This window comes from Algibacter mikhailovii (assembly GCF_014651495.1).
Classification (GTDB): Bacteria; Bacteroidota; Bacteroidia; order Flavobacteriales; family Flavobacteriaceae; genus Algibacter_E; species Algibacter_E mikhailovii.
In genome coordinates this window covers 237495-251574 of the sequence record NZ_BMWZ01000005.1, presented here as the reverse complement: position 1 = coordinate 251574, position 14080 = coordinate 237495, and the positions used below count along the sequence as shown (strand labels likewise).

Sequence of the window (14080 nt, the reverse complement as noted above, 5' to 3'; positions counted from 1 at the left end):
TTCATTTACAGTTCATTTTTTTCCTCATTTCGTTGTAATTTGCACGCAGAAATTAACCTAAAAATATATTTATGAAAATTGGCGTTCCTAAAGAAATTAAGAATAATGAAAGTAGAGTTGGCATCACGCCAGCCGGTGTTTTTGAGCTTACTAAAAGAAATCATACTGTTTTTGTTCAAACTCAAGCTGGTTTTGGTAGCGGTTTCTTTGATGAGGACTATTTAGAAGTAGGCGCCATTATTTTATTAACCATTGAAGATGTCTATGCTTCAAGCGATATGATTGTAAAAGTAAAAGAGCCTATTGAATCTGAATACGGATTAATAAAACCGGATCAAGTGGTTTTTACCTATTTTCATTTTGCCTCTAGCGAAGTGTTAACAAAAGCCATGATTGATAGCAAGGCCATTTGCATTGCATACGAAACGGTTGAAGACGCTGATGGTTCACTACCATTATTAATTCCTATGTCTGAAGTAGCAGGTAGAATGTCCATACAACAAGGTGCTAAATATTTAGAAAAACCCATTAAAGGACGCGGTGTCTTATTAGGTGGTGTTCCGGGAGTTCCTCCTGGTAAGGTTTTGGTTTTAGGTGCAGGAATTGTAGGGATTCAGGCTGCTAAAATGGCCGCTGGCTTAGGAGCGCACGTTACAATTATGGATATTAATATGAAGCAATTGCGTTATGTAAATGATGTCATGCCCAATCATGTGGTAACCGAGTTTTCTAGTGAGTATAATATCAGGAAACGCATTAAAGAAACTGATTTAATTATTGGAGGCGTATTAATTAAAGGTGCAAAAGCACCAAAATTAATCACCAAGGACATGCTTAAAGACATGCACCCAGGCGCAGTAATTGTTGATGTAGCGGTAGATCAAGGTGGTTGTTTTGAGACCACTAAGGCAACAACGCATGAAAACCCAACGTATATTATAAATGACGTGGTGCACTATTGTGTTGCAAATATGCCAGGCGCTGTACCGCACACCTCTACAGTAGCTTTAACCAATGTAACGTTGCCTTATGTGATAAAGTTAGCCAATGAAGGCTGGGAAACAGCTTGCAGAAACAGTTTACCTTTATCAAAGGGACTGAATGTTGTAAAAGGCAAAATTGTATATAAAGAAATTGCTGAAGCTTTCAATTTAGAGTTAAGCGTGTAGCATCTAATGATAGAGCGTTGATTAAAGCCGTTTGAATCTTAAATTAAGATTTAAACGGCTTTAATGTATCATACAGATAATGTCCTGACAAAATTTCACTAAAAAACCTTGGCGTTATTTTTGTTATATTTAGTGGAGTAATCACAATTTAAAAAAGAAAAAATGATCGGATATTATATATTAATTGGAGCCGTTGCCTTAGTGAGTTGGGCAGTAAGCAATACGCTAAAACGTAAGTTCGCAAAATACTCTAAAGTACATTTACGCAACGGAATGAGTGGTGCTGAAATTGCTAAAAAAATGTTAGCAGATAATGGTATTTATGATGTTGAAGTTATTTCAACACCTGGGCGTTTAACAGATCATTATAATCCAAAAAACAAAACGGTTAATCTTAGTGAAGCTGTGTATAATCAACGTAATGCCGCGGCGGCTGCAGTAGCAGCACACGAGTGCGGTCATGCAGTTCAGCATGCTCAAGCCTACAGTTGGTTGCAAATGCGATCTACCTTGGTACCTATGGTAAGTGTAACTTCGGGCATGTCTCAATGGTTAATTATTGGAGGGTTAGTGCTTGGTGGCGCTGCAGGCATAGGTTTAGGCTGGTGGGTAGCTGTATTAGGTGTGGTCTTTATGGGATTTGCAACACTCTTTAGTTTTATTACATTGCCTGTAGAGTATGACGCGAGTAATAGAGCTTTGGCTTGGCTGAAAAATAAAAACATGGTAACTCCAGAAGAATATAAAGGTTCTGAAGATGCTCTAAAATGGGCAGCAAGAACATATTTGGTGGCCGCCATTGGTGCCTTAGCCAACTTGCTATATTGGGCGCTTCAAGTTTTTGGAGGTCGAGATTAGATATAAAGAACATAAAATAAGGATAAAGCTTCGATTGGTTTCGGAGCTTTTTTTTATATATTGTCGTGAGAAAATAAAACACATCTAAACAATTATGGAAAACAATATTGGAAATAAATTATTAGTAGCGCATTTAGACGACGCTGAAAAAGTAGCTTTTTACAAAAAGACATATTCCCATGTCGCTGGCGGCGTATTAGTATTTATTCTATTTGAATACTTATTACTTCAAAGTGATACCATTATTGATTTTATGCTGTCTATGACTGAAGGTTGGCGTTGGTTGATTATGCTTGGAGGCTTTATGTTTATTACTAACTATGCCGAAAAAATGACCTTAAAAACACCAGACAAAAACATGCAGTATTTAGCCTTTGGCATTTACATTCTGGCCGAAGCCTTAATTTTTGTTCCGCTAATTTATATTGCCGCATTTTACATGGAATCTGGCCCAGAAATTTTAAATCAAGCAGCTATTGTCACCTTGGCGCTGTTTACGGGCTTATCAGCTGTAGTTTTTGTTACAAAAAAGGATTTTTCGTTTTTAAGAACGGGTTTAACCGTTGGCTTTTTTATAGCTATGGGTTTAATCATTGCTGGCAGTTTATTCGGATTTAATTTAGGATTGTGGTTTTCTGTAGGTATGTGTTTACTGGCCGCTGGTTCTATTATATATCAAACTTCAAATTTGGTAAATAAATATACCAATGATGAGTATATTCCTGCTGCGCTAGGATTATTTGCCTCATTAATGTTATTATTTTGGTATGTATTAAGCATTTTTCTATCGAGAGATTAATCGCTTTAACAAAAATATATGATGAAAGCCCTGAATGTATTCAGGGCTTTTTTCGTTTCTTTACCTCTCAATAAATTTAGAAATGAATCCGGTTACATATTATCATGAACATGCAGATAAATACCAAAATGAAGTTAAACGTTTAGGGCGACAAATTGCTACCTTAAGTATCCTACGCTTGCTAGTTTTTATAGTTTCTGGCTTTGGTGTTTATTTATTTTTTAATGCCTTACAAATAATGGTCCCTCTTCTTATTGTAGGGGTCATCCTCTTTTTATACCTGCTATCAAAATACACCGATTTAAAACGACAACGCTCATTTCATAAAAAGCTCATTCAGATAAACACAGATGAAATAGACATTGCGAATGGCAACTTTCACGATAGAGATTCAGGGCTACAATTTCAAGATCCAAAGCATTTTTACAGCTTAGATATTGACCTCTTTGGTAGAGGGTCCTTTTTTCAATTCGTTAATAGAACAACTATTAAAGAAGGTACTGCAAAGTTAGCCCATGCGTTAAAAGCAAACGATATTCTTGATATTACATCTAGACAAGAGGCTATTAAAGAATTAAATAAAAAACCGCAATGGCGCCAATATTATTCAGCTACTTCTAATTTGGTTGCGGTTGAAACTCCCGCCAAACAAATAATACATTGGCTTAAAACTCATAATAGCTTTTTACCAAAAGGAATGGCTTGGCTACCGCAAGTATTTAGTATTACGTCAATCTTAATAGTAGTTCTCACCTACTTTGGGGTTATTACTCATCAAGCTTTTATTGGCTATTGGTTGCTAATAGGCTTAGGCATTTCAGGAATATATTTAAAGAAAATCAATGTTTTAGCTTCTAACACTGATAAGGTTAGAGACACATTCCGTCAGTATGCCCAATTGTTAGATTTAATTGAAAATGAAACATTCACTTCTGAATTATTAGTACGTAAACAAAAAGAAATTCAGGCTGGTGATAAAAAAGCATCAGCAATTTTTAAAACCTTTTCAAAGTATTTAGATGCTTTAGATAATAGAAACAATTTAATAGGCGCTGTTTTTGGAAACGGGTTATTCTTAATCGATTTAAAAAACAGCTACCAAATAGAACAATGGATCAGTCAATACGGCGACAAGGTAGCCGATTGGTTTGAAGTGGTGTCTTTTTTTGATGCCTATAACGCCTTAGGAAATTATGCTTATAACCATCCTGATTTTGTTTATCCAGAATTGGTTGAAAATGGCCCAACAATAAAAGCGCAAAGCTTAGGTCATCCGTTATTGGATAATAAGAAAAGGGTTGATAGTGATTTATATATTGATAATAAAGCGTTTTTTATCGTCACTGGTGCAAATATGGCCGGTAAAAGTACTTTTTTAAGAACGGTATCATTGCATATTGTTATGGCCAATATGGGCTTACCAATATGCGCTAAGTCTAGTCAATATAATCCTATTAAATTAATAACAAGTATGCGCACCTCAGACTCATTGACGGATGACAGTTCTTATTTCTTTTCAGAATTAACAAGACTAAAATATATTGTGGATGCTATTCAAGAGGATTCCTATTTTATAGTACTCGATGAAATTTTGAAAGGAACCAATAGTACCGACAAAGCCATAGGTTCAAGAAAATTTGTAGAAAAACTGGTAGCCTCACAGGCTACAGGAATCATAGCAACTCACGACTTAAGTTTGTGTGAAATTGAACAGAAATTACCTGCGGTGAAAAACTATTATTTTGATGCTGAAATTATTAAAGACGAGCTTCATTTTGACTATAAGTTGAAACAAGGTGTTTGTCAAAACATGAATGCCTCCTTCCTGCTTAAGAAGATGGAAATTGTCTAAAACAAGGTGTTTTTATGAATAACTTAGAATAAAACTCATTATTTAAGCTCTATTTTTTGGGATGAACCAAGCTCATCTCATCAATCAAATGTGTTGCACCAGCATATTTATCGATAATAAAAAGGACGTACCGTAAATCTACCATAATGTTTCTACATATTTCGGGATCATAATAAACGTCACTCATAGTACCTTCCCAAACACGGTCAAAGTTCAACCCTATTAGATTGCCATGGGCATCAATAGTAGGGCTTCCAGAATTCCCACCTGAAGTATGATTAGTGCCCAAGAAACATACCGGAATTTTGCCATTAACATCGGCATAAGGCCCATAATCCTTACTTTTATACAAGTCACGTAATCTTTGTGGCACATCAAACTCATAGTCCCCAGGAATATATTTTTCAATTACCCCATCTAAATAGCTTACAGCATTATAGCTTACAGCGTCCCTAGGCGAATAGCCTCTAACCTGCCCATAAGTAACTCTGAGCGTATTATTGGCATCTGGAAAATAACGCTCATTAGGCAGCACCTCTAAAAGCGCTTTCATATATTCTTTTTGCAAGGCTGTGATAGGTGATTTTTTCTGATCGTATTCTAATAGCGTAGATGTATAAAATTCTTCAATCATTGGTTTAGCGAATACATAGGCTGAATCTTCATTAATTCTTTTTAGAATTTCTTCTGAGGAGCCTTCAAAAAGTTTTAGAGCGGTATCTAAAGATGTATATGCCGTTTTATCATAAATAGAAGCGTCTACATAGCTCGAATGAAATGGCATTACATTTTCAAAAACACCCTTATCAACAGTGCTATCATAATTTTTATGAATTTTTTTCAAGTAATTCGTAATTGATACTTTTGCCTTATCTAAAGCCTCAGGATCGTTTTTAACGTTTTGTTCAAATTGATAGGTTCTAAACGCCATCATCATTAATTCATTGGTCACTAAAAATACCTCAATAAAATTTCTGCGCTTAACGTCAACCTCAGCAAAATCCTTGTATAAACGTTCAAATTCAGGAAGAATATTGCCGTATTTACTTTCCTGGCCTTCTTCTTTTAAAACCTGAAGAAACTTAGCTTCAAAAGCTTTTCGTTTAACAATAGCCTCACTTTTTTCAATACCTAAATCTTGGCCTATCCATTTTTTCCAGGCATTAGCTATTCTAGCTTGCTTTGAAGCATATTTAATACGAATATCATCACTAGCCTTCATATGAGCATCAATCACTTTTAATGCCGCTTCTCTAATAGCAATATTACTAGGATTAAAATTTTTAGTTAAATGTTCTATGGCCACCGCGGGCAAGTACTCATCTGTAGTGCCAGGAAAGCCAAAAACTAAAGTAAAATCGCCTTCTGAAACACCATCCAAAGAAATTGGTAAATAATGTTTTGGCGTATACGGCACATTATCTTCGCTATATTCAGCTGGCTGATTATTTTTATTGGCATAAATTCTGAATAATGAAAAATCACCAGTATGCCTTGGGAACACCCAATTATCTGTATCACTACCAAATTTACCAATGCTAGTTGGCGGAGCTCCAACCAAACGGATATCTTCAAACCGCTCTGTGACAAATAAGAAGTATTGATTGCCCTTGTAAAAGGATTTTATCTTGGTGTCCTGCCATTTCTCTTTAACAACTTCTTTCTGGTAGGCATTACCGTTTTTATCAATTAATGATTGCTTTTCTTTTTCGGTCATAGTATCTAAAACCCCAGATAGCACGTGGTTGGTCACATCTTCTATCCGCACTATAAACTCAATATATAAGCCTTTATTAGGCAATTCATCCTTCATGTTTTCAGCCCAAAACCCGTTTTTTAAATAATCGTTTTCTAAAGAAGAATGCGATTGAATCTGACTAAATCCACAATGGTGATTAGTAAGAACAAGCCCTTTGGGTGAAATTATTTCACTCGTGCATCCACCGCCAAAATGACCAATAGCATCTTTTAAACTAGACTCGTTAACATCATAAATATCTTTAGCGCTTAGTTTACTTCCTAAAGTCTTCATTTCCTCTTCATTCATACCTTCTAAAAGGGAAGGAATCCACATACCACCTTGCTGTGCACTTACTTGTATAACTAAAAAGAGTAAAAGAAATTTAAAACGTTTCATAGTAGACTATTTTGATCTCATCAAAGATAAAAAAGGGAACGAATTAATTTAATTTTTTAGTACTTTAAACCATTCTAAAAAGCACTTTATGTATCATAAGTCTAAGCTTCCCAACGTAGGAACCACCATTTTCTCAATAATGAGCAGGTTAGCAAAACAACATAATGCTATAAATTTATCCCAAGGGTTTCCAGATTTTGGTAGCGATCAAAACCTAATTAATCTGGTTAGTAAGGCCATGAATTCTGGCTATAATCAATACGCTCCTATGCATGGAAATATTGAATTGCGTAAGGCTATTTCAAAAAAAATGGAAACCTTATATAATTCAAGTTATCATCCTGAAGATGAAATCACGGTCACTGCTGGTGCTACTCAAGCTATTTCAACGATACTAAGCACCTTTATTGAACAGGATGACGAGGTAATCATCTTTAAACCTGCCTATGACAGCTACGAACCTGGGGTAAGATTGAATGGTGGAAAGCCCGTTGCTATTCAACTTCAAGCACCAGATTTTAGTGTGAATTGGAAGACGGTGAAACAAAAGGTGAATGATCTAACTAAAATGATTATCATTAATACGCCGCATAATCCTTCAGGCATGGTGTTTTCAGAAAATGACATGTTACAATTACAGGATATTACTCGAGATACTAACATTATAGTCCTCAGTGACGAGGTCTATGAGCATATGATTTATGATGGTTTAAAACATCAAAGCGCTTGTTTGTTCCCTGATTTGAAATCGAGAAGTTTTGTTGTAGCTTCATTCTGCAAAACCTTTCACAATACAGGATGGCGTATTGGCTATTGTTGCGCCCCTAAAGCACTCATGGCACTATTTATGCAAGTGCACCAATTTAGTGTGTTTTGTGTACACCACCCCACTCAAAAAGGAATTGCTGATTATATGCAAGAACCTAAACACTATTTAGGTTTAGCCGAGTTTTATCAAAATAAAAGGGATTTATTTTTAAACTTAATAAAACATTCTAGGTTTACTTTTAAACCATCAAGCGGCACGTATTTCCAAGTTCTTGATTATTCTAATATCACTTCAGAATATGACTTAGATTATGCGAAACGACTAACGGTCGAATCTGGGTTGGCATCCATTCCCTTATCTGTATTCAACGAGAATAATTTAGACAATAAGGTGCTTAGGTTTTGCTTTGCTAAAAAGGATGACACCTTAAAACGTGCTGCAGATATTTTAAATCGTATTTAAAATGCGGCTTTAGCTAGTTTTTCCATAAATGATTCAATTTTTTGGGGTTCTAACCATCGGGTCACCACCACTATATTATGCGCTTTGTCAATGACAATAAAATTACCCCCAAAACCTGCGGCATAGTAGATCGTTTCAGAGAGGTTTTCCCAATGTCTTGTCCCCTTTTGATTCAGCCACCACATATATCCGTAATTAGGATTAGGTTTGGACGGTGTTATAGCCTTTTCTATCCAATCAGAACTGATAATTGGTTGACCTTGCCATGTGCCATCATTCAAAAACAACAAGCCAAACCTAGCCATATCTTCAGCGGAAATAAATATACCACCACCCGAGTGCCCTCCTCCAGTAACCGATTGCATTTGGATGCCATCTACGGTAGTCCAAGCCTTGTCATAGCCAAACCATCGCCATGTTGTTGAAGCCCCTATTTTATCCATAAGATGATCTTTAAGAATTTGAGGCAATGGCTTTCTCCAAACTTGCAGCAGGGAATAGGCCAGAACATTTACACGCACATCATTATATTCCATTACCGTTCCCGGGTCATTTAGTGTTCTATTCTTCCAGTCGTCCAAATGCCCTTCTTTTGGAGGTCTATCAGCCCAATCTTTACCGCCCCATAACTCCCCAGACCAGTCTGAATTTTGTTGTAATAAATGCTGCCAGGTAATTTTTGAATTATGATCACCGTCAAAAGTGCCATCCCAGACATAATCTTTAACAAGGTCGGTTTCATCGGTAATTAGGCCGTTGTCAATTGCAAGACCTGCAACCGTTGACAAAAAGCTTTTTGTAACGCTAAACGTCATATCGACACGCTTGGTATCTCCCCATTTCGCAATGATATAGCCGTCTTTTAAAATAAGACCTGCAGGTCCTCCCCTTTTTTTTGTTGGGCCAAGTATCTCATGAAAAGGTTCTCGAGCAAAACCTTTTAATATGGCAATTCTTAAATCTCGAGATCCAGAATACTCATTGGCTTTAGCATAATCGACCACTTCCTGTAAAGCAACTTTATCTATGTTAAAACTCGAAGGGCTCTTCTCTTCCCACAAGGCATGAGGTTCAGGAAAATAAGTGTTTTGAGCCTCTGTTGGACACAAAAAAAATAGCATACAAATAGAAATGGACAGGGTAATAAAATTTTTCATAGACATTACTTTGGATTTTATTGGTTTTGAAATTAGTAAATAATTTTAAACCCTTGATAATTTGTGTAATTTTAAAGCATGAAAACGAAATTAAATATTGTTTTGATTCAAGCTGATTTGGTTTGGGAAAACCCTAAACAGAATCGTTTAAACTTCACTAAGAAAATAGAAGGCCTAGATGAGGGGGTAGATTTGATTATACTGCCGGAAATGTTTTCAAGCGGTTTTACTATGAATGCCTCAGCTGTTAGCGAAACTATGAGCGGTCCAACCGTATTATGGATGCAGGCAATGGCTTTAAAAAGGGATACTGCTATTATGGGCAGTATTGTTATTACTGAAGACAATCAATTCTATAACCGATTGCTTTTTGTAGAACCTTCAGGGAAAATTTCTTACTATGACAAGCGGCACACCTTTACTTTGGTGGGGGAAGACAAAATTTATACCGCTGGAAATAAAAAAATAATTCTAAACTATAAGGGTTGGAAAATATGCCCATTAATATGTTATGATTTGAGATTTCCTGTTTGGGCCAGAAATACTGAAGATTATGATGTATTAATTTACGTGGCTAACTGGCCTAAACCCAGAGTTTCGGCGTGGGATGCTCTATTAAAAGCTCGCGCTATTGAAAATATGTGCTACTGTATTGGCGTGAATCGGGTTGGTTTAGATGGCGTGCAAAGTGAATACTCCGGCCATTCAGCAGTTTATGATGTTTTAGGGAATGAAATAACGGCCATAACCCCATTTGAAGAACAAGTAGAAAGCGTGACTCTAGAAAAAAGACATATTGAAGCTTACAGAAATAAGCTCAAGTTTTTAAATGATAGAGATTCTTTTATTGTGCATTAAATTCTAGTCTGTGTTGGTCTCCCCAATCAGCTCTAACTTCAATATCTTTAAAATGGCTAACACGCTCTGGTTGGATTTTCTTTAAGTAGTTACCAGTGTCGTATTTTTTATTCCCGTTGGTGTCATGAATTACTCTTAAAGAATATATACCTGGTGATATATTTAAGAAATCAACATCTCCCTCTTGAGAAACAGCCTGTTCCAGTTTAACTTCTCCAGAAGAATTTGTTAATTGAATAATTATTGGAAGCTTAGCATTTATTAATCTAAATCTTACATAACCAAAATCAGATGACTTTCGAGTGTTTAAGGAATACGATAAAGTGTCATTCTTACCATCAAAAAAGCCAATAAAAGCCTCTGGAAGTATTTGGATCTTATATTTGTTTGCCTCGGTTTTATCAAAATTAAACGCATAGGTATTCTTAATGCTATCAAAATTAGCTGTGAATTTCACTTCTAGTGAGTCTTTATCCATGATAAAAACTTTAGAAGAATCAAAACTAACAAATGGTGTGCTTCCCGATATTTCAAAAGGTTCATTAAGGCCAATGGAGCCATCAGGCGCACTAGAAATAGTAAGTGAATCTCTTTTTTGCTCACTAATTCTTACAGTAAAGTCTTTTTCCAGAGTAGGATGTTTTACGTTAAAAACTAGAGAATCCACCTCCAATCTTGGCTTATACCAATACATTAAAGAATCTGTTTCCTTATCCTTTGTTATTCTATAATCAAAATCTTCTGGTGTATCAGAAATCACATTAATAGCCATGCCTTCATAGTCCCCTTCATAACCAAAAGCTATTTTCTCCCCAGTTAATAGTCTTGGTCTTGAGGCTTTAAAATCTAATTCTTCATTAAATAATCTTAGCGTATAAAGTGAATCTGTAGGTAATTCAATAAAGTTCTTATGGAAACCTATTTGATCTGTTTTTTGCTGAAACATATTATCCCCATTGCCATCTTTTAAAGCCATTAACATGTACTTCCCGGGTTTTACATTTTCAATTGAAAATGTTGTCGCACTATCTAGAGTATTGGTAATATATTTTGGCACTTCTTTATAAACAATAGAGTCAGAAAACGTGGAGTCGACATCATAAAGAGCCACATTGACAAAGGTTTCAGGCTTTTTAAAAAGTGCATCAACAATTTGTCCATTAACGGTAAGAGAATCTATATAATCTCCTGTAGAAAACACATAGCGGTAATACGGATAAGGATTTCCCTCGTTATTGTCTACTATACTATTCCCAAAATTGAAAGCATAAGTTGTATTGGGTAATAAGGTGTCGCTTATTTTTATAGTAATGTATTTACTTGCACCTCCAAGAGGTGTAACCTCCGGTTGAGTTTTCATTGGTGGCGAAATAATAAGCTGCTTTTGTAAATCCTTAATTTTTATATATTCGTCAAAATATACTTTTATCTCATCCCCTTCAAAATTAGTGGTATAATTCTCGGGAGAAGAGGATAATATTACAGGTGGATCTTCATCCTTTGGCCCGCCTTCTGGATTTCCGCGGTTGGCACAGTTTATAAAAATTACACCGATAAAAATGGACAAAATAAAATTTGAAAGGGTCTTATTCATCAACAATTTTAAATTTCTACAAACCTACATAATTTTAGAAACATAACGGACAACTTATAAAGCTATTGCCATAGTTGCAATACTTATTTTAACATTTTTAGCATCATTAAGAACTGCAATACAAGCTTCTAGTGTTGCTCCAGTTGTAATGAGGTCATCGACAATTAAAACATGTTTGTTTTCAATAGATGGTATGTTTGTTAGAGAAAATAATTCCGTATTACTATTCCAACGCGCAAATCGCTTTTTATTTACTTGAGACTTCGTATCAGTGATTTTTATTAATAGACCTTCAGCATATTCAGCATTTAAAGCCTTTGCTATCTGCACTCCAAAAGTTGAAACCTGATTATACCCCCTTTTTTTCAATTTCTTTTTATGCAAAGGCACTGGAATAACCATATCGATATTTTGATAGGCCGGAACTGTTTTTAATTCACTACCTAGCCAATTACCTAAAACAAAACCAATATTTTCATGACCTCTATATTTTAGATTATGAATGAGTTGCTGCACTTTTCCTTTTTTTTCAAACCTAAAGAGCGCAGTGCCTGATTCAATTTGAGCACGACCATAAAGCACTTTTTTAACGGTACTATCCTGTTCAAAATGAAAATTAGTTATTGGTAAATTATGTCTGCAATCTACGCAAATAGTGTCTTCATAATCTGTTAAACCATTTTGGCAAGCATAACAGACTTTAGGGAAAAACAAATTAACTAATGAATTAAGCATTGGCATAAAATAGCTACATGTAAACTTAGCTAAAAAATAAACGCACTCAGGGGTTATTTTTCTATAAACAAGCCATTAGTTTATGGCGGTTTTTTATTTTTGCACTTATGACAAATCAAGACGACAAATTTAAGAAGGTAATATCTCATGCTAAGGAGTACGGTTATGTATTTCAGAGCAGTGAAATATATGATGGTTTAAGTGCTGTTTATGATTATGCACAGAATGGCGCAGAACTTAAAAAAAACATTCGGGACTACTGGTGGAAAGCCATGGTGCAAATGAATGAAAATATAGTTGGAATTGACGCGGCAATTTTCATGCACCCAACTACTTGGAAAGCTTCAGGGCACGTTGATGCATTTAACGATCCTTTAATTGATAATAAAGACTCAAAAAAACGTTACCGAGCCGATGTTTTAATTGAGGATTACTGTGCTAAAATTGAAGCTAAAATTGAAAAAGAAGTAAAAAAGGCGGCAAAACGTTTTGGTGATGCTTTTAATAAAGAAGAGTTTGTTTCAACAAATGGCCGTGTACTAGGTTATCAGGAGAAAATAAATAGTATTCTTTCCAGAATGGGTTCATCTTTAGAAAAGGAAGACTTGCCAGATGTAAAAGCACTTATTGAAGAACTTGGAATCGCAGACCCACTAACAGGGAGTAAAAACTGGACGGATGTTAAGCAATTTAACCTCATGTTTGGGACGAAGCTTGGCGCTTCTGCTGAAAGTGCTATGGACTTGTATTTAAGACCTGAAACTGCTCAAGGCATATTTGTAAACTTTTTGAATGTCCAAAAAACTGGACGTATGAAAATTCCATTTGGTATTGCCCAAACCGGAAAAGCCTTTAGAAATGAGATTGTTGCTAGGCAATTCATTTTTAGAATGCGTGAGTTTGAACAAATGGAAATGCAATTTTTTATAAAGCCAGGAACTCAAAAAGAATGGTACGACCATTGGAAAGAGACCAGAATGAAATGGCATTTATCATTAGGTATGGGCGCTGATAATTATCGTTTTCATGATCATGATAAGCTAGCGCATTATGCTGATGCTGCCGCTGATATTGAATTCAAGTTTCCATTTGGGTTTAAAGAATTGGAAGGGATTCATTCAAGAACTGATTTTGACTTAAAAGCACATGAGAAATTCTCTGGTAAGAAATTGCAGTATTTTGATCATGAAGACAATAAGAGCTATGTACCTTACGTATTGGAAACGTCTATAGGTTTAGATAGAATGTTTTTGGCGGTATTCTCAAATGCACTTCAAGAAGAAGCCTTGGAAAATGGTACGAGTAGAACTGTTTTAAGACTACCAAGCGTATTAGCGCCAATTAAAGCAGCAATATTACCTTTGGTTAAAAAAGATGGATTACCTGAAATTGCACGACAAATTATAGAAGATTTGAAATGGGATTTTAATGTAATTTACGATGAAAAAGATGCCGTAGGAAGACGTTATAGAAGGCAAGATGCTAATGGCACGCCATTTTGTATTACTGTTGATCATGACACCAAAGAAGATAACACTGTAACTATTAGACATAGAGACTCCATGAAGCAAGAACGTGTGAAAATAGAGGATCTAAGAAATATTATAAAAAACGATGTGGATGTAAGACATTGGTTAATGAAGATGAAATAGAACCATCTAATTACTGAAAAAACTAAGCTCAAATAAAA

General features: G+C 35.5%; 11 protein-coding genes. 7 read left to right on the top strand and 4 right to left on the bottom strand.

The window, feature by feature from the left end; translation table 11 throughout:
- The first annotated feature begins 71 nt into the window (after positions 1–71).
- The 4 genes from ald (at position 72) to IE051_RS12155 (ending at position 4678) form a co-directional block, all read left to right on the top strand.
- Positions 72–1169, top strand: coding sequence for an alanine dehydrogenase (gene ald, locus IE051_RS12170; protein ID WP_189361075.1), 1098 nt, complete (start codon positions 72–74; stop codon positions 1167–1169).
- Positions 1170–1331: 162 nt separating this feature from the next.
- Positions 1332–2027: a zinc metallopeptidase gene (locus IE051_RS12165; protein ID WP_189361074.1), complete on the top strand. Its 696-nt coding sequence runs from the start codon at positions 1332–1334 to the stop codon at positions 2025–2027.
- 94 nt (positions 2028–2121) lie between these two features.
- Positions 2122–2826 carry a Bax inhibitor-1/YccA family protein gene (locus tag IE051_RS12160; protein WP_189361073.1) on the top strand — a complete coding sequence of 235 codons (705 nt, stop codon included), beginning with the start codon at positions 2122–2124 and terminating at the stop codon, positions 2824–2826.
- Between the two features lie 82 nt (positions 2827–2908).
- A complete protein-coding gene (locus IE051_RS12155; RefSeq protein ID WP_189361072.1) occupies positions 2909–4678 on the top strand; it encodes a MutS-related protein in 1770 nt (589 codons plus the stop codon).
- A 49-nt stretch (positions 4679–4727) separates the two neighbouring features.
- Here IE051_RS12155 and IE051_RS12150 read toward each other — a convergent pair whose 3' ends face one another.
- Positions 4728–6815 carry a S46 family peptidase gene (locus IE051_RS12150; protein ID WP_189361071.1) on the bottom strand — a complete coding sequence of 696 codons (2088 nt, stop codon included), beginning with the start codon at positions 6813–6815 and terminating at the stop codon, positions 4728–4730.
- 88 nt (positions 6816–6903) lie between these two features.
- On the opposite strand from IE051_RS12150, the gene IE051_RS12145 reads away from it, so the two are divergent.
- Positions 6904–8046: a methionine aminotransferase gene (locus tag IE051_RS12145; protein ID WP_189361070.1), complete on the top strand. Its 1143-nt coding sequence runs from the start codon at positions 6904–6906 to the stop codon at positions 8044–8046.
- On the opposite strand, the gene IE051_RS12140 is transcribed toward IE051_RS12145, so the two are convergent.
- A complete protein-coding gene (locus tag IE051_RS12140; RefSeq protein ID WP_373294364.1) occupies positions 8043–9167 on the bottom strand; it encodes a serine hydrolase domain-containing protein in 1125 nt (374 codons plus the stop codon). The two genes, IE051_RS12145 and IE051_RS12140, sit on opposite strands and share 4 nt — an antisense overlap.
- Before the next feature lie 114 nt (positions 9168–9281).
- Between IE051_RS12140 and IE051_RS12135 the strand changes: the two genes are divergently transcribed.
- Positions 9282–10061, top strand: a complete 780-nt coding sequence (locus IE051_RS12135; protein WP_189361068.1) for an amidohydrolase — start codon at positions 9282–9284, stop codon at positions 10059–10061.
- Here the strand turns inward: IE051_RS12135 and IE051_RS12130 are convergent.
- Both IE051_RS12130 and IE051_RS12125 read right to left on the bottom strand, forming a co-directional pair.
- Positions 10048–11655 (bottom strand): Ig-like domain-containing protein, encoded by a 1608-nt coding sequence (locus tag IE051_RS12130; RefSeq protein ID WP_189361067.1) that lies wholly within the window; start codon positions 11653–11655, stop codon positions 10048–10050. The genes IE051_RS12135 and IE051_RS12130 overlap by 14 nt on opposite strands.
- A gap of 54 nt (positions 11656–11709) precedes the next feature.
- Positions 11710–12390 carry a ComF family protein gene (locus tag IE051_RS12125; protein WP_189361066.1) on the bottom strand — a complete coding sequence of 227 codons (681 nt, stop codon included), beginning with the start codon at positions 12388–12390 and terminating at the stop codon, positions 11710–11712.
- A 107-nt stretch (positions 12391–12497) separates the two neighbouring features.
- Here IE051_RS12125 and IE051_RS12120 point away from each other — a divergent pair, with 107 nt between their 5' ends.
- A complete protein-coding gene (locus IE051_RS12120; protein WP_189361065.1) occupies positions 12498–14042 on the top strand; it encodes a glycine--tRNA ligase in 1545 nt (514 codons plus the stop codon).
- Positions 14043–14080: the final 38 nt, after the last annotated feature.